The organism is Anaerobacillus sp. 63XJN7_5_ISO-PGPR-S23-430 (genome assembly GCF_056173695.1).
On the sequence record NZ_CM149686.1, the window covers coordinates 1,396,634 to 1,412,197 of the forward strand.

The 15,564-nt window shown below is 40.2% G+C and carries 19 protein-coding genes; 12 read left to right on the forward strand and 7 right to left on the reverse strand.

What is annotated here, in order from left to right:
• The first annotated feature begins 64 nt into the window (after window positions 1-64).
• Window positions 65-691, forward strand: coding sequence for a 3'-5' exonuclease (locus AC0VYJ_RS07635; protein ID WP_475367065.1), 627 nt, complete (start codon window positions 65-67; stop codon window positions 689-691).
• 47 nt (window positions 692-738) lie between these two features.
• On the opposite strand, the gene AC0VYJ_RS07640 is transcribed toward AC0VYJ_RS07635, so the two are convergent.
• Window positions 739-1,368: a redox-sensing transcriptional repressor Rex gene (locus AC0VYJ_RS07640; protein ID WP_430242375.1), complete on the reverse strand. Its 630-nt coding sequence runs from the start codon at window positions 1,366-1,368 to the stop codon at window positions 739-741.
• Window positions 1,369-1,536: 168 nt separating this feature from the next.
• On the reverse strand, window positions 1,537-2,199 hold the full coding sequence (locus AC0VYJ_RS07645) for a peroxiredoxin (RefSeq protein WP_475367066.1): 663 nt from the start codon (window positions 2,197-2,199) through the stop codon (window positions 1,537-1,539).
• Between the two features lie 167 nt (window positions 2,200-2,366).
• Here AC0VYJ_RS07645 and AC0VYJ_RS07650 point away from each other — a divergent pair, with 167 nt between their 5' ends.
• The 3 genes from AC0VYJ_RS07650 to AC0VYJ_RS07660 all read left to right on the forward strand — a co-directional run bounded on the left by AC0VYJ_RS07650 (window position 2,367) and on the right by AC0VYJ_RS07660 (window position 3,930).
• Window positions 2,367-3,218: an MBL fold metallo-hydrolase gene (locus AC0VYJ_RS07650; RefSeq protein WP_475367067.1), complete on the forward strand. Its 852-nt coding sequence runs from the start codon at window positions 2,367-2,369 to the stop codon at window positions 3,216-3,218.
• A gap of 68 nt (window positions 3,219-3,286) precedes the next feature.
• Window positions 3,287-3,541: a hypothetical protein gene (locus tag AC0VYJ_RS07655; RefSeq protein WP_475367068.1), complete on the forward strand. Its 255-nt coding sequence runs from the start codon at window positions 3,287-3,289 to the stop codon at window positions 3,539-3,541.
• Between the two features lie 182 nt (window positions 3,542-3,723).
• Complete coding sequence (locus AC0VYJ_RS07660; protein ID WP_194221010.1) at window positions 3,724-3,930, forward strand: hypothetical protein; 207 nt, start codon at window positions 3,724-3,726, stop codon at window positions 3,928-3,930.
• An 84-nt stretch (window positions 3,931-4,014) separates the two neighbouring features.
• Here the strand turns inward: AC0VYJ_RS07660 and thiM are convergent, their stop codons facing one another.
• The 3 genes from thiM to AC0VYJ_RS07675 all read right to left on the reverse strand — a co-directional run bounded on the left by thiM (window position 4,015) and on the right by AC0VYJ_RS07675 (window position 6,803).
• Window positions 4,015-4,818, reverse strand: coding sequence for a hydroxyethylthiazole kinase (gene thiM / locus AC0VYJ_RS07665; protein WP_475367069.1), 804 nt, complete (start codon window positions 4,816-4,818; stop codon window positions 4,015-4,017).
• Between the two features lie 106 nt (window positions 4,819-4,924).
• Complete coding sequence (locus tag AC0VYJ_RS07670; RefSeq protein ID WP_475367070.1) at window positions 4,925-5,167, reverse strand: hypothetical protein; 243 nt, start codon at window positions 5,165-5,167, stop codon at window positions 4,925-4,927.
• Entirely contained in the window at window positions 5,160-6,803 is a 1,644-nt protein-coding gene (locus AC0VYJ_RS07675) for an ABC1 kinase family protein (RefSeq protein WP_475367071.1), read from the reverse strand. Before AC0VYJ_RS07675 ends, AC0VYJ_RS07670 begins: the two co-directional genes overlap by 8 nt.
• A gap of 693 nt (window positions 6,804-7,496) precedes the next feature.
• Between AC0VYJ_RS07675 and AC0VYJ_RS07680 the strand changes: the two genes are divergently transcribed.
• From AC0VYJ_RS07680 to AC0VYJ_RS07695, 4 genes are all read left to right on the forward strand, one after another.
• Entirely contained in the window at window positions 7,497-8,384 is an 888-nt protein-coding gene (locus tag AC0VYJ_RS07680) for a diacylglycerol/lipid kinase family protein (protein ID WP_475367072.1), read from the forward strand.
• A gap of 138 nt (window positions 8,385-8,522) precedes the next feature.
• Window positions 8,523-9,467, forward strand: coding sequence for a nucleoside hydrolase (locus AC0VYJ_RS07685; protein WP_475367073.1), 945 nt, complete (start codon window positions 8,523-8,525; stop codon window positions 9,465-9,467).
• Window positions 9,468-9,693: 226 nt separating this feature from the next.
• Window positions 9,694-10,302, forward strand: coding sequence for a serine/threonine protein kinase (locus tag AC0VYJ_RS07690; RefSeq protein ID WP_475367074.1), 609 nt, complete (start codon window positions 9,694-9,696; stop codon window positions 10,300-10,302).
• Window positions 10,303-10,311: 9 nt separating this feature from the next.
• Entirely contained in the window at window positions 10,312-11,415 is a 1,104-nt protein-coding gene (locus tag AC0VYJ_RS07695; protein WP_475367075.1) for an AI-2E family transporter, read from the forward strand.
• Window positions 11,416-11,458: 43 nt separating this feature from the next.
• On the opposite strand, the gene AC0VYJ_RS07700 is transcribed toward AC0VYJ_RS07695, so the two are convergent.
• Complete coding sequence (locus AC0VYJ_RS07700; protein WP_430242351.1) at window positions 11,459-12,253, reverse strand: peptidoglycan-binding protein; 795 nt, start codon at window positions 12,251-12,253, stop codon at window positions 11,459-11,461.
• 252 nt (window positions 12,254-12,505) lie between these two features.
• On the opposite strand from AC0VYJ_RS07700, the gene AC0VYJ_RS07705 reads away from it, so the two are divergent.
• From AC0VYJ_RS07705 to AC0VYJ_RS07720, 4 genes are all read left to right on the forward strand, one after another.
• Window positions 12,506-12,769: a hypothetical protein gene (locus AC0VYJ_RS07705; protein WP_475367076.1), complete on the forward strand. Its 264-nt coding sequence runs from the start codon at window positions 12,506-12,508 to the stop codon at window positions 12,767-12,769.
• Window positions 12,770-12,880: 111 nt separating this feature from the next.
• The gene (locus AC0VYJ_RS07710) at window positions 12,881-13,543 is read left to right on the forward strand and encodes a type 1 glutamine amidotransferase domain-containing protein (RefSeq protein WP_475367077.1); all 663 of its coding nucleotides are present in this window, start codon (window positions 12,881-12,883) and stop codon (window positions 13,541-13,543) included.
• A gap of 156 nt (window positions 13,544-13,699) precedes the next feature.
• Window positions 13,700-13,978: a hypothetical protein gene (locus tag AC0VYJ_RS07715; protein ID WP_226612359.1), complete on the forward strand. Its 279-nt coding sequence runs from the start codon at window positions 13,700-13,702 to the stop codon at window positions 13,976-13,978.
• Between the two features lie 89 nt (window positions 13,979-14,067).
• Complete coding sequence (locus tag AC0VYJ_RS07720; protein ID WP_475367078.1) at window positions 14,068-14,937, forward strand: aldo/keto reductase; 870 nt, start codon at window positions 14,068-14,070, stop codon at window positions 14,935-14,937.
• Between the two features lie 34 nt (window positions 14,938-14,971).
• Here the strand turns inward: AC0VYJ_RS07720 and AC0VYJ_RS07725 are convergent, their stop codons facing one another.
• Window positions 14,972-15,472, reverse strand: coding sequence for a cupin domain-containing protein (locus AC0VYJ_RS07725; protein ID WP_475367079.1), 501 nt, complete (start codon window positions 15,470-15,472; stop codon window positions 14,972-14,974).
• Window positions 15,473-15,564 lie beyond the last annotated feature (92 nt).

Sequence of the window (15,564 nt, forward strand, 5' to 3'; positions counted from 1 at the left end):
ATAGGTAGACGGATTAAGGAGAACATTTTAAGATGGAAGTATTGAGTGATAAAGGAGTTACGATATGAATTTCGTTGCACTAGATTTTGAAACGGCTAATTCGCAAAGAGGAAGCGTTTGTTCCATTGGTCTCGTAGAATACGAGAATGGGGAGCTTATTCGAGAGTACTATCGATTGGTGAGACCAAAACAAAATTATTTTGCAGGCATTAACATTAGCATTCATGGGATTACAGAAGAGGACGTAGCCGACGCGCCTGAGTTCGACGTTCTATGGAAAGAGGAAATTCGTGAGTTAGTAGAGGGGAAATTCCTTATCGCGCATAACGCTCAATTTGATATGAGCGTCTTACGCGCTGTTCTCGATCAATATAGCCTACCTTACCCGATACTTGCTTATAACTGTACGGTGAATTTATCGAAAAAAACGTGGACATTACCCCGATATAAATTAAATGTTGTGTCTGATTACCTTGGGATCGATCTTGATCATCACCACGCGCTGGATGATGCACGTGCTTCGGCTCTCATTTTCTTGAAAGCGGCAGAGACATTAAATGCAAGCGATGTAAATGAACTCGTGGAGAGAACAGGTACGGCAAACGGTGTGTTGTTCGATAATGGGTATGAACCAGCAAAGTTAAATAAAAAACGAGTGACAAAGAAAACCCCATCACCAAAAATTCGCTAACGAATTTGGTGATGGGGTTTTCTAACCTATTTTACTTCTGCAATCGTTTAGAAGAAGTGAATGAGGAAGGATAATGTATCAAGCTCTCTCGCCAAATCAATTTGCTGTAGGTGAACGTTGGCGGGAAGTTGCAAGTAGGCCGAAGAAAAATTCATTATCCCAATAATTCCTGTCTCAGATAGTTTTTCAGAAATTAACTGTGCTGAAGCGGCAGGAATAGCGAGAATAGCAACGGTGACGGTGGGGGTTAAGCGGTCATACATTTCATCGATATGATAGACCGGAACACCAGCAATCGTTTTGCCTACTATTTTTGGGTTATTATCAAACGCCATTTTGATTTTAGGAGTCGACTTTCGTAAATGGTTATAGTGAAGAAGTGCTGTCCCAAGGCGACCGGCGCCAATTAGCGCAGCTTCAGGTTCAGTCTTCTCGTTCACGATCAGGTGAAGGTGGTTGACTAACTTTTTCACTTCATATCCAGCCCCTTTTCGTCCTGGGGCTTTTATCTTAGAAAAATCTCTCCTTACAAGGTCTGATTTATAATTAAGTGCATTTCCAATCTCTACAGATGAAATCGATTTTTGTCCCGATTTCTTAACGCTTTTTAAGTAAGAGAGGTAGAGTGGGAGCCGCTTAATGGTTGCATTTGGAAGCTTATTCTCTTCCTTTTTCATAACATTACCTCCGTCAAACTAATACGCTTTCCCTTCTATTATAATCGTAATCTAGCAAAGTGCAATTTGGAAAATAATCCAAAAGAACTAGAGGGGATAACGTACAATAAAAAAGTTAAGTTATTTCCCCAAAAAAAATCGGCCAATCAGGCCGATTTGATAGCAGCTTTATTCATTAAGTTCTTTTTTACATAAATACCAGTCGATGCATTCGAGATCATCGTCATTTTCACGTTGCTTCATTGCTTCCTGTGTCTTAGGAGGAGAAACGAGCACTTTATCTCCTGGTTCCCAGTTTGCAGGAGTTGGTGAACCGTGATCATCGGTTGTTTTCAAAGCTTTAACCAATCGCATGATTTCATTCATATTCCGTCCAGTAGTAAGAGGATAATAGATAACAGCTCGAACAACCTGCTTATCATCTACCACGAATACGGCTCGACTCGTTTCAGTTTGACTTTCATCAGGCATAATCATGCCGTATCGTGTCGCTACGTTGCGATCAAGATCCGCTATCACGGGGAACTCAATTTCGGTGTCAAAGTTTTTCTCGATGTTACGCACCCATGCAAGATGAGAGGAAACGCTATCTACACTGAGTCCAATTAGCTCAACGTCAAGTTTACGCAACTCAGGATAAATTTCCTGAAAAGCGACAAACTCTGTTGTGCATACAGGTGTAAAATCTGCAGGATGGGAAAATAGGACAAACCATTTACCTTTATAATCATCTAATGAAATCTGTCCGTGAGTTGTGTTTGCAGTAAAATCGGGGGCAGGTGAACCGATCCTTGGAAGCTGGTATGTGACTTCAGTTTGTTGTTCTGACATCTCAAAACATCCTCCTTCAATTTGAATCTATGAATGGTGTTCCCTTCTCATTTTGAAATAAACAGTCGATTTTGTGACAATTGTTAAAATTAGTCTTTTTCTTATAGAAAGGAAAAGATAGAATGAGAGAAGTAAATGATTCCAAATTATGAGAGGGGAATAAGGAGATGCAAATCGAATTTCTTGGCACTGGTGGCGCTATGGCGATCCCGCGCCCACTCTGTCAATGTGACGTATGCAAGGAAGCAAGAGAAAAGGGACTTCCTTACAGTAGATCTGGTCCAAGCGTGTTTATTCATGGGCCCAATGTTTTGATTGATACACCTGAAGATAGTTATATGCAGTTAAATCGATCACGTATTTCAAACATTGATGGCGTTTTTTATTCCCATTGGCACCCCGACCATGTGATGGGGAGACGAGTACTCGAATCAGTGAATGCCGATTGGATCAATCATCCTGCAAAAGGAACAACGACGGACGTTTATCTTCCAGAACAAGTAGCCATCGATTTTCAGACAAGATTAGGTACAGCTGAGCATCTAACTTTCTTTGAAAGTCAGAAGTACATATCGCTTCATGAACTGAGTGATGGAGAAAAGGTGAGTCTTAATGGGATAACGATTACACCGTTTCGGCTTTCGGAGGACTATGTTTATGCCTTTTTGTTTGAGGGGGAGGGCAAACGTATTCTCATTGCGCCTGACGAGTTATTTGGTTGGGAGCCACCGGAGCTTGGGGAATTGGATCTTGCGGTGCTGCCTACAGGTGTATGCGAATTTCATCCGATTACTGGGGAGCGCCAAATAAACGCTGAGCACCCTGTACTCAAAGAAGAAGCAACGTTTCGTCAGACGCTTGAAATCATTGAGAAGCTTCAAGTGAAAGAAGTCTTCCTAACACATATCGAAGAACCCGATCAATTAAGCTTTGATGATCTAAAACAAGTGGAGAGCACCATTCTACAAAACAAGAAGATATCCTTTGCATTCGATACGTTAATCGTTGATCTCACGTAAATAACATAGATGCCCAGTTTAGAATGTAAAACTAAAGGGAAACAGTTTTCTAGAAATGAGGTGAACGTATGGAAATGTCATTTGGCTTTATTGTAAATGTGGTTATCGCCATTTTCTTATTTATAGATGCTAAGAAACGAGATAAGAGTTCCTTCTTTTGGGCCATTATCGGTTTGATATTTGGACCAATCGTACTTGGGGTTTATTTCATTCAAACAGGTAGAAAAGGAATCGGTTGGCTTATCGTTGTTCTTGCGGTGATCTGGTATATTATCGCCATCGTCTTTGGCATCCTGGCCGGAATTATTGGCCTCTTGTTTTAGTACGAACCTGAAGCCTTTGCTTCAGGTTTTTACATGAATTGGGATATTCTTTGAAAGTAATAATAGAAAAACAAGTGAGATATGTCTTAAACAATAGAGCACTTTCGGTGGATGGGCGTCATGGTGTAGAGAAGAAAGTGTAGTACACATTCACCTATCAGTAAGTTCTCGAGGGGGAAGTAATGGATGAGGAAGCAAAAGTGATCGATTGGATCACTTCCGAAGTCGAAACAGAATCATGCACCATGCAGGATTATCCAGTGTATCATTGGGGTAAACGAGTCATCGATCGAAGCGGAGATTATCTCATTGTTTACTTCCATCCGTTGCTTGAAAAAGTAGTCTATACATTCAAAGGCGTGGAGGATTGCTTTTTTATTGCTCATTGATAGGAGTATGTTTTTTGATGAAGAAGAGGTTGATTCCTTGAACGAAAAGGGGAGCGCGAATGTTGATTCGCGCTCCCCTTTTCGTTAGTTCGGCATGAGTTGAATGCTTTCTTCAATTTCTTTTGATGAGAGCAGAGAGAGTTGGTTAAGTAATTCAATTTGAAAATCTCCAGGCCTGTTTCCAACGAGATGAGCGGCTTTTTCACTAGCCACTCCATAGAAAGCAAGAACGCCATAGGCTGCGAGCATAGGGTCTGGTTCAACGGCTGCAAATGCCCCAAGCAGAGAGGAGAGAAGACATCCAGTGCCGGTTACTTTCGTTAAAATGGGATGACCATTTCCTAGTCTTATTGAAGTGTTGCCGTCTGAAATGGTATCAATTTCCCCAGTTACAATCACAACACAGCCAAACATCTTGGCAGCTTTTCTAGCAAGAGCTTCGCGATTTCCGTCCCCTTCGATGGAATCAACGCCTTTAATTGACCATGTTTTTCCTGCAACATTAGCGATTTCTGCGGCATTTCCTCGCAAATATTGAACGTCGACTTCTTTTAAAATGCGGCGAGCAGTTGACGTTCGATAAGGAGTAGCACCGGCTCCAACTGGGTCGAGTATAACAGGGGTGTTCAATTCATTTGCTGCTTTTCCTGCGAGTAGCATCGCTTCAACGGTTTCCTTTGTAAGTGTTCCAATATTTAAGACGACAGCTCCAGCAATTCTCGCCATATCTGCCGCTTCCTCTCGTGCATACGCCATTACAGGGCTAGCTCCTGCGGCAAGTAAACCATTTGCAGTATAGTTCGTAACAACTGTATTCGTTATATTGTGAACGAGAGGAGAAGTCTCTCTTACTTTTGTAATTAGTTCTGCTGCGTGTTGCTTATCCATGGCGCACACCCTTTCTTGTGAATCAATGATAAGTGGTTTCATTTCCTCATTGTACCAATAAGAGGAAGAAGTGAAAATAAAAAAGAGGGGAATGCTCCCTCATCTTCTATGGTTTTGAATACCGATTCCAGAAGCGCAGAATCCATGAAAATGGAAAAGGCAATCGATAGCCTGCTCTTTCAAGTTGTTTAAGAAGGTTAATAAAGGCACCGCCAACGCGTCGTTTTTGCTTGAGCTCTTCTTCATTTCCTTTCACTGTAATACGATACCCATCTTGAAGACCTTCCACTTTCACTTCAGAGCGTCCGAGCTTTTCTGTTGTTTCCTTCATTACTTTTTCATCATTCATTTTTACTGCTCCTTTTTTTCCATAGTCGCTTCTCGAAGGTGCCTGCAAGAAGTATGACGAGTAAACTGATTCCTCCAGTAATCATAGTAGGGAGGAGTAACGATTGAATTTCAAAGGCTTCACTAATAAAGAATCCGATTAGACTGAGGCAAAAAAGGATAAATCCATAATGCTTATTCCACAACATGTTTTTTGCTTTAACTTCTCGTTGCTTCATCGATTCTTCCCATTTTCGATGTTGGTTGAACTCATCAGACAATCGGTCAAGAGGGTTTTCAATGGAAGTTATTCTCGCATAAAGTTGTTTCAAAATTTTCTTAGGATCATAGCGCTTATCAGTTGATTCTTCCCGGTTGATCCATTCCTGCACAATCGGCTTTCCTTCTTCAATTAAATCAATCTCTGGGTCCAATGTGTACAGAATACCTACAATTGTTGATATCGCTCTTCCTAGAAAAGCGAATTCACTAGGGAGTTGAATGGGCTGTTTATTCACAAGGATTTGCACTTCTGTCAGCACTTGATCTGCCGTATCTTCATCCATCATCGTTAAATCTTGTTCGACAAATAACGTGACAAGTGTCTGGATAGCTTTCTCAATCTGACGCTTGTCTGAATTAGGAAGAAGAAACCGAAGTTCTTCAAGGGCATCCGTGACATCACGATACTGACTTAGTACGATTCCAGTAATCAGCTTGCGAATCGATAGAGCATCTCTTGCTTCAATATGACCAACCATTCCAAAATCGATAAAAACAACTGTGCTATCTTCTTGGATTAGAATATTCCCTGAATGTGGGTCGGCATGAAATTGTCCCTCTTGAAGAAGCTGTTCAAGGTAGCCCTTCAAAAGTTTACGTGCGAGCTCTTGTCGGTTTATGTCCTTTTCTTCAATGTAAGAAAGATTCGTAATCCGCGCGCCTTCCATCCACTCCATGACAAGGACTTTTTTCGTTGACCATTCAGATACGTAATTCGGTACGCGATAACCTGGGCTGTCTTTGTAACGTTCCTGGAAGTGTAGTCCGTTTTTTAGTTCCTTTTTAAAATCGAGTTCATCTTCAATCACGCTTCGAACTTCATCATAAAGTCTACTAAGATCGAGCTGTTTTCCATAAGAAGTGAATGTATCCATTAACCAAAAGACAATTCGGAGCGCTTGAAAGTCAGCTCGTATGATTTTACGGATATTTGGACGACGGATTTTGATAGCAACATCTTCACCTGATTTTAACGTTGCTCTGTATACCTGACCAATAGAGGCAGAAGCAACTGGTCGTTCAGAAAGCTGCTCAATGACATCTTCGTAATCAGATGACCATTCTTCTTCAAGAGTCTTTTTTGCTTTCTCCCAAGAGAAAGAAGGGACGCGGTCAACAAGATCTTCAATTTCTTCAAGAAAAACTCTTGGAAGAATATCAGCTCTTGTAGAGAGGAACTGTCCGAGTTTCACAAGTAATCCTTCAAGACGAATCGCTTTTTCCTTATATTCTCTCGCTTGTTTCTTTAACAGCTTCTGCCAGCGTTCCTGGTCCCATGAATGCTTGCTTTTTCTTCTGAAATGCTCGAGTTGAATGAAGAACTTAACCGACATCCAAACGATCACAATGATCCGATACAGCGAATGATATTTCATATGCGACTCCTACTCCTGAATAAATGGCGTTTAGTGTTTAACATAGCCTATTTTCGTTCATTAGAAACAATTATTACAGCTAAAGAACACATTGAAAATCCCTATCTCTACAAGAGACAGGGATGAGGATTATCTTTCCTATTGCTTCAAAAGATGTTACCTATTAATAAACCTTATTAAATAACTTTGTTAGCTCATTCGAGTGAAATCTTCATTATTTTCGTCTCTTACTGAGCCACTTTTGAATAAGAAAAGCTATGACGGCTGAAACCGCCATGATAATGATCGTCACAAGAAAAGAATTCTCTGCGCTCGTATAGTTTCCAAAACTTGTATAGGAGGGGGATTCGACTAACATTGTTAATATGATCCCCGATAGAAGTTGGAGAAAAAAGAATAATAAAATAAAACTACTTGCAAAATACATATAATTCCTCACTTGAAAAGTTCCTTTCCGTGCTCTAAACAGCATCTTTAATCAAGTTTCTCTTTACATGAGTTCGAATACCCCATTCTATTATAGGGGAGAGGAAATGTTTGTCATATGGTTTTATGAAAAATCTTATATAACGACTAATCTGAGAAGGATTTGTATGCATCCACCAATTTGATGAAATCCTACTGTTTCAAGGCTTAGAAAGAAGGGAACGAACTAAATAGATTTATTATTTCTGTTTTAGGGAGGACGTTGCTGTGAAGCGAGCCATGTTGATTATTAATCCATCTTCAGGGAAAGAAAAAGCGATGAAATATGAAGATGAGGCTGTAGCCATTTTAGAACAAAACCATGTAGACGTGACGGTGAAGTACACCGAAAAAGAGGGAGATGCTGTTCGTTTTGCAAGAGCTGCTTGTGAGAATCACTTTAATACAGTTGTTGCAATGGGAGGAGATGGAACGATTAATGAGGCGGTGAATGGTTTAGCGCGTGAAACAGAACGCCCTGATTTTGGTTTCGTGCCCCTTGGAACAGTGAATGACTTTGCAAGAGCACTCAACATACCGATGCAACCTAAGAAAGCGCTAGAGGTTCTATCTGAGCAGCATACAAAACCGGTTGATATTGGACGTATAAACGATCAATACTTTATGAATGTACTTGCTGTTGGCGCTATTGCAGAAGCTGTATATGACGTTTCAGCTGAGCAAAAATCCAAATTTGGTCCACTGGCTTATTTAATTGAAGGTGGAAAAGCTTTAAAGGATAAAACACCATTCGACTTGAACATTACATACGATGGTAAGCAATGGGATGGGAAAGCTTATTTAATGCTAATTGCGTTAACAAACTCAGTTGGAGGGATACAGTCATTCGCTCAGCATGCAGAGGTGAACGATGGCTACTTTCATGTCTTTATATTAAGAGAGTTTTCTCTACCAAAAGTGTTTAAAATCATACCAGATCTCTTCATTGGAAAGTTGCAAAATAATGCTCAAGTAGAGTATTTTCCAGCCTCGAAATTAAAAGTGGAATCGGGTCATGAACTTGTTGTAAATATCGATGGCGATGAAGGCATTCACCTTCCGTTCGAAGCAGAAGTGATGCATAACGAATTAAATATTTTTGTACCAAAAGAGTAGGGAAACCTACTCTTCTTTAGAGCTTATTAATATGAAAAAGCTTTTCCTCCTAATATTCACCTATCAAATTGCCTTGCTTCTTAATTTACAGCGATGTGAATATGTTAGTTATGATAAGTATGGGGATGAGGTGAAGGAATGGGGCAAAAGGTCTTGTTTTTTGGAGATGTAGGAATCGATGACACGGTCGCGCTTTTATTTGCTTATTTATCAGAAGGTGTGGATGTTATTGGTATTGTAGCTTGCTACGGAAACGTATCAAAAAAACAAACGACCCGTAACGTTCGCTACTTACTTGAAGAAGTTGGCCGAACGGATATCCCTGTAATGGGTGGGGCAGAAAAGCCTATGACTGGAGAGGTGCCGATTTATTATCCTAATGTACATGGACCGGAAGGATTAGGTCCTATTACGCCACCGCCAAATGAAGCTGCCCCTTTAGAGAATTTCTTTCAAGTGATTTCAATAATTGAAGAGTATGACGACCTTGTGATTGTAAATGTTGGGAGGATGACTTCTCTTGCGACGCTCTTCCTCTTGTATCCAGATACGATGAAAGGAATTAAATCATTTTATATAATGGGCGGTGCATTTAACGTACCAGGAAACGTGACCCCGAGTGCAGAAGCTAATTTTTATGCAGATCCAGTTGCGGCAAATATTGTGATGAAATATGCTGAGCATGTTTTTTTATTTCCACTAAATGTGACGGAGCATGCGATTGTAACGCCGGGAATGGTTAATTATGTTCATGCAAAAGGGAAGGCGCCTCTTATTAAGCCACTTTTAGATTACTATTATGAGGAATTTTATAAGAAAATGGTTCCAGACATTGAAGGTAGTCCTGTTCACGATGCGCTTACGTTAATGGGGGTTGAAAAGAAGGACATTTGCACATTCTACCGCACTCGCGTAGCAGTAGAAATTACCGGAGAAGCCCGGGGCCTTAGTATTGGTGATTTTAGGAAATCCTTTGAACAAGATGAATTTGATGGAAGACCCATTCATTCAGTCGCAATATCAATGAACTATTTTGCTTTCTACCAATTATTTATGAGTACGATGACCGGAGAAACTTTCTAGAGATCTGAAACATTTCCTTGTGTTCTTTCGTAAATGGTGTAGGATAGTCTTAAAAATGAGATTTCTCTCAAACAAAGATTATACCTCTTGTGTACCTAAGCTATTATATATACTTGGTTTCTATTGCGATCCAGGCGGTTCACCCTTATACCATGCCATCTGTTGCGAATAGGTGTAAAGATAGAGATCGCGTAACAAATGCGAGAAATGAAGAGGGTGTTGTCATTTGAATGACATTGGAAGAATGGTTCAGCAAATTGAGATATCTGGAACAGAGGTTCTTCGAAAACCAGAAGAGCTGAAGCTAATCGGTAGAGGTAGAAGTGCAGTCGTATTTAGAATACCTAATGAACAAAAGGTTCTTAAGGTTTTCTATCCTGACTGTGCTCATCTTGCTATGCAGGAAGCTTCGATTTATCAAGTACTTCAAGAAAATAACCACTTTCCTTTTTATTATGAGGGAGGAGAGGGGTATGTGGTTTTAGAATACTTGGACGGCATTACATTCTACGAGTGCTTAAGACGAGGGATTATCATCACTGATGATATGCTACTGCAGGTGGATGTGGCGCTCCAGTATGCCCGTTCTAAAGGGTTGAATCCTTCCGATACACATCTCCAAAATGTGATGCTTCTCTCGAATGGAGAAGTTCGCGTCATCGATGTTGTTCGCTTCCGTCAATCAAAGGAGTGTACGCACTGGGATGACTTAAAGATGGCCTATGATCGCTACTACCGACGTCGCTTCTTTCCGAAGAAATACCCCGTTTGGTTTATCGAGATGATCATTCGTCTCTACCGTAAAGGCTTCATCAAAATGAATGAAAGGAAGTGATGATCGATCATGCAGCAATCACGATTGTTTCGATTTTTTATTTGGCTCCTCCTTATTTTTACAGTGATTTGGGTAGGGAGTAAAATCGAATTTATTTTTCGTCCACTTGTGATACTTGTAACAACTTTAGCATTCCCAATCATCGCTGCAGGGGTGTTTTATTATATTCTTAGACCTGTTATCGCCCTTTTAGAAAAGTGGAAAATTCCTAGACCGCTTGGTATTCTCCTTGTCTATCTTGCCCTTGCTGGTGGTGTGACTGGTTTAGTTCTGAGCATTGGTCCTGTTCTAGTTGATCAATTTAATAGTCTTGTCCAAGGTGCACCGACCCTTATCAATGATCTACAAAAGGCGACCAATGAATGGCAAAGCAACCCATACATAGCGAGAATTCTTCAAAGTGAAATGGTTGATATCCAGGAGTTAACGGATCGTATATCTGGTTCTATCGGAGAAATTAGCTCCTCTTTCGGAAACTACATTTTCTCCATATTAAATGTTGTGACGAATGTATTAGTAGGAATTGTGCTTCTTCCTTTTATTCTGTTTTTTATGTTGAAAGACGGGAAGAAATTGATGCCTTCTTTACTTAGCGTTGTGCCTCGAGCTCATCGAAAAGAAGGGGCGAAAATACTAGAAGACATGGATGATGCGTTAAGTGGCTTTATTCAAGGCCAGCTGATTGTAAGTATCTTTATTGGAACCTTTGTTTACATTTGGTACGTTATTATTGATCTTGATTATGCCTTAATTCTAGCGCTCATTGCCCTGTTCCTTAATGTTGTACCGTTTATCGGTCCTATCATTGGGACGGCACCTGGGGTTATTGTAGGATTAATTCAATCACCGCTTACTGCTCTATGGGTTGTTCTTGGTGTGATCGTAATTCAACAAATAGAAAGTAACCTTGTTTCACCTCTTGTGATGGGAAGAAAACTTGATATCCATCCACTAACGATTATTTTATTACTATTGGTTGCCAGCAGTCTCGCTGGATTCCTAGGACTCATTCTTGCGATTCCAACTTATGCGGTGTTAAAAGTAATCTTTACACATACGTATCGATTAATTAAACTGCAGCAGCGGGGAAAGCATGCAACGAATAAATCATAAAGAAAGAACAGGCACTCCAAATATGGAATGCCTGTTCTTTTTCTTATTCAATGACGCGTATTTTAACATCTTTTCGTCCCCAATTGAGGGCGGCTTGCTGACTTGGAATAAACACATCAATACGATTGTGATTAATATCGCCACCAATGTCTGCAGCAATGGCAGTACCATATCCTTCAACTTCCACAATGGAGCCAAGTGGAATCATATCCGGATCAACGGCGATCACTTTGGCGTCCGGGTATTTGTCTAAATTGATTCCCATCTTAGTCACACCGGAACATCCGGTGCAATCGGCTGTATATGCGGTGCTTTCTGCCGTGAATTCTTTCCCTGCAGCTGAACCTGGTGCAGCCATTTGATCTAACGCTCTACGTGTGGATGGCCCTGCAATCCCATCAGCTGAAAGGCCATTGTCTCGTTGGAATTCCTCTACAATTGTAGCTGTACCTGAACCATAAATCCCATCTGCATCGCTCTCATATCCCGCTTGATTAAGCTGGCTTTGTATATGTATGACTTGTTTTCCAATGTCTCCACGTCTTAGGACTTGAAGGGCCTGTTTTGTTTCTGGTCCTGCAATCCCATCTACTTGGAGATTGCGATTCATCTGAAAATTCTTCACGGCTTTTTCAGTGATCTCTCCGTAATAGCCTGTTGCAGTGTGGTAGGGGAATAGCCCTTTCGTCATAAGATAGTCTTGCAGTTCCTTAACTTCTCCACCTGAGTCGCCTTGTTGGTTGACAGAATCAAATGCTGCAGAAGCAAATGAAGGCGTGGCTACAAAAATGATGCTAGAAATAAGTAGCGCTGCTACGAGTTTCATTTTGTGTTTCATCTTTATTCCTCCTTGAATGATTGTCCTCTACAAGAGACAGCATTCGGAGGAAAAGGAGTCTATTCGACGATTTTGATCAAATACCCGACGATATGATTAGAAAAAGACCAAATTATGGAGCAGAAAGAGTGAAGAAAAGAAGGATGCTGTTTGAAAAGCCCTCGTCAAATTGATCGTTGACTCTTCATCAATAGAGATGGAAAATAGAATAGTTAGTGAAATCGGTTCTTTCAGAAAGGAGATACATTTCTAGTGAAAGCTCTTGAAAGAAAATGGATTCATCTTATCAATATTATTCTTGGAGTCATTATTGTTCCATACTCTATTTTAGAACTCCTCGGTGTTTTAAAGTTAGTTGAAAATAATAACTATCTGTTCGTTCCAATCGGATTATTTGTTCTTTGGATCGTTCTTTATATCCTCCAAATTAAGAAGAAAAACACTCTTCTTGTTATGAGTGCCATCTTTCTCAATGTGTTCTATTTGTTTTTCATTATCCCTCAATTGTTATATTAGAAAATTTTCTGGATTCTTCAAACCCATGAATACTTTTCTGAACATCGGGTATTGTACTAAAGTGGTCATAAAGACTAACAAGTACTTAGAAGATAAAGGAGAGGAATTCATATGACTAAAGTATTAATGGTCGTAACAAATCATACAGAAATCGATTCAGATCACAAAACAGGACTATGGCTTGAGGAGTTCGCTGTCCCTTATAACATCTTCAAGGAAAAAGGGTATGACATCAAAGTCACTTCCATTCAAGGTGGCGAAGTAGAGCTTGATCCAAATAGTATCCCAGAAGAAGATCCGAAAGAATGGGAAGACGCTCAAAACCAACTGAAAAATACAACTAAGGTAACAAAAGAAGATGCAAATAACTTTGACGTTGTCTTTCTACCGGGCGGTCACGGAACGATGTTTGACTTCCCTGATAGCGAAGTTCTTCAACATATCCTTCAGGAACAAGCTGAAGCAGATAAAATTATCGGATCCGTTTGCCACGGTCCAGCAGGACTTGTGAACGTAACTTATAAAGACGGTACACCTCTTGTAAAAGGGAAGAAAGTAAGTGCCTTTACTGATTCTGAAGAGCGAGAAATGGGGCTTGTTGAACAAATGCCATTCTTGCTTGAAACCAAATTACGTGAAAAAGGTGCTAACTTTGAGTTAGGCGAGAACTGGTCAGTTTATACCGTTCGTGACGGTAATTTAATTACAGGACAAAATCCACAATCAAGTGAAAGTGCTGCAAATAAAATTATTGAAGCGATTGAAGGCAAATAAAGAAAAGATAAAATGATTGAGCTTAATGCTTATCATTAACTGATACGAAAGAAGGGGGCGGACCAGTAAAGGTCTGCTCTTTTTCTTTATTACCCTTTCTCTTAAAGAGGAACTGAGTGATAATATGTAGAATGATAGAAGAATAGGATGATGAACTTGAAATTTATTTTATCTCACCCATTTATCAAGGTAATTCGAAAAATGGAACGTACGGAACAGAAAACGCTAGAGCAGGAGCACGATTTAGAACTATATGAAGATCGGATAGTTGTTGGACATAAACATTTTGCGATCAAAGATGTCTTTGATATGTCCTATCGATTTCAATCGACGCTTTATGGTTTTTTATATCTTCATACAAATAGTGGTGTTGAATCATTTATTATCAAAAAGGATCCCACTGTTTTTATTAATGAATATCGCAAGCTTGTGTAAGGAATAGCGTAGCGTCTTAAGAAATAGTGTAGAGAAGGAAGTCAGATTTCTTTAGAGATAAAGGTGATTGAAGAAGGAGGCGAAATAAGATGGGGATTGAGAAAACGGTTGTTCTATCAAACGGTGTTAAAATGCCTTATCTTGGTTTTGGTGCTTTTAAACTAAAAGGGGAAGATGCCTACAGCGCTGTTAAAGTTGCCATTGAAACCGGGTACCGCGGCATTGATACAGCTTCCTATTATGAGAATGAAGAAGCAGTAGGTCGTGCGATTAAGGATTCAGGAATTCCACGCGAAGAGCTGTTTATTACTTCTAAAGTTTGGAACGATGAACAGGGCTATAATGCAACGCTTGCTGCTTTTGAAAGATCGTTGGAACGATTGAGCACTGATTATCTTGATTTGTATTTAATTCACTGGCCAGTTCCTCACTTATTTCTTGAAACATGGCAAGCGCTAGAGAAGCTCTATCATGAAGGAAAGGTATGTGCTATTGGTGTTAGTAACTTTGAGACGCACCATCTAGAAGCCATTTCTCGTATCTCAACCGTCAAACCTGTTCTCAATCAAATTGAGTTACACCCTGAGTTAATACAGGGTGAACTAAGAGATTACTGTCGATCAAAAGGAATTCAGGTCCAGGCATGGTCACCGTTAAAACGAGGTCAGGTGTTAAAGAATCCGGTGATTCAAGCAGTTAGCGAACGTTATGGTAAAACACCTGCACAAATAGTTCTTAGATGGTGTCTTCAGCATCAGATTTTGTTGAATGTGAAGTCCTCCCATAGCGAGCGGATTAAAGAGAATGCAGCTATTTTTGATTTTAATTTAACTGATGAAGAGATGCTTTCCATCGATTCTCTTCATTCTGACAGCCGTATAGCGCATCATCCTGATAACCTGGACTTTTACGAAAGAACGGTGCCAGGTTTTAAGAAATCTGAATATACTTCTTCCTAAAAAAGACGCCTATAAAGGCGTCTTTTGCTATGTTCTAGCGGACCCAAACGTCAAGTAGTGGTCCATTAACACCAAAAATTGGATCCGTTGCAGGTAATGGAACGTTCTCAATGTTATCGATGGCTTCTTTTCGTTCATCGGCTTTTCCTGTTCTAAGATCGTGGGGCATACCGTTTGGATAAGCCCCTACTACGCGGAAATCGGTCGAGGATGCTTCTTTTTTATGTCCCACACCAGCTGGAATGACTACGACATCTCCTACTGTGACTTCAACTGTCTTTCCGTTTTCTCCTCCAAATGTGATGGAAGCTGATCCTTCGATCACCCCAAGTACTTCGTGGCTGTTACTGTGATAATGATGGTAAGAAAACACGCCATTCTCCCACGCATTAGTCCAATTGTTTTCTTTGAAAATCTTCATACAATTACCGGGATGATCTAGCGCTCCTGGATAGAGAATAAGCGGATGGAACGGGTTGTTTGGAATGTTACCATCATCTTCAAACGTTATCGTTTTTATTTGGTGCTTTTCCATATGATCACTCCTTAGTCCTTTTGTATACGTTTTCGAGAAATTTGAAACATGTATCAGCGTTTAGGATATGACAATCAGGGAAATTATTTATC

Excerpts from the sequence above, each read along its gene's own strand:
- AC0VYJ_RS07725 (WP_475367079.1), bottom strand. The coding sequence starts at position 15,472 with ATGGAAAAGCACCAAATAAAAACGATAACGTTTGAAGATGATGGTAAC.
- AC0VYJ_RS07650 (WP_475367067.1), top strand. The coding sequence starts at position 2,367 with ATGCAAATCGAATTTCTTGGCACTGGTGGCGCTATGGCGATCCCGCGC.
- AC0VYJ_RS07635 (WP_475367065.1), top strand. The coding sequence starts at position 65 with ATGAATTTCGTTGCACTAGATTTTGAAACGGCTAATTCGCAAAGAGGA.
- AC0VYJ_RS07695 (WP_475367075.1), top strand. The coding sequence starts at position 10,312 with ATGCAGCAATCACGATTGTTTCGATTTTTTATTTGGCTCCTCCTTATT.
- AC0VYJ_RS07710 (WP_475367077.1), top strand. The coding sequence starts at position 12,881 with ATGACTAAAGTATTAATGGTCGTAACAAATCATACAGAAATCGATTCA.
- AC0VYJ_RS07720 (WP_475367078.1), top strand. The coding sequence starts at position 14,068 with ATGGGGATTGAGAAAACGGTTGTTCTATCAAACGGTGTTAAAATGCCT.
- AC0VYJ_RS07700 (WP_430242351.1), bottom strand. The coding sequence starts at position 12,253 with ATGAAACACAAAATGAAACTCGTAGCAGCGCTACTTATTTCTAGCATC.
- AC0VYJ_RS07675 (WP_475367071.1), bottom strand. The coding sequence starts at position 6,803 with ATGAAATATCATTCGCTGTATCGGATCATTGTGATCGTTTGGATGTCG.
- AC0VYJ_RS07645 (WP_475367066.1), bottom strand. The coding sequence starts at position 2,199 with ATGTCAGAACAACAAACTGAAGTCACATACCAGCTTCCAAGGATCGGT.
- AC0VYJ_RS07685 (WP_475367073.1), top strand. The coding sequence starts at position 8,523 with ATGGGGCAAAAGGTCTTGTTTTTTGGAGATGTAGGAATCGATGACACG.
- AC0VYJ_RS07640 (WP_430242375.1), bottom strand. The coding sequence starts at position 1,368 with ATGAAAAAGGAAGAGAATAAGCTTCCAAATGCAACCATTAAGCGGCTC.
- thiM (WP_475367069.1), bottom strand. The coding sequence starts at position 4,818 with ATGGATAAGCAACACGCAGCAGAACTAATTACAAAAGTAAGAGAGACT.
- AC0VYJ_RS07670 (WP_475367070.1), bottom strand. The coding sequence starts at position 5,167 with ATGAATGATGAAAAAGTAATGAAGGAAACAACAGAAAAGCTCGGACGC.
- AC0VYJ_RS07655 (WP_475367068.1), top strand. The coding sequence starts at position 3,287 with ATGGAAATGTCATTTGGCTTTATTGTAAATGTGGTTATCGCCATTTTC.
- AC0VYJ_RS07660 (WP_194221010.1), top strand. The coding sequence starts at position 3,724 with ATGGATGAGGAAGCAAAAGTGATCGATTGGATCACTTCCGAAGTCGAA.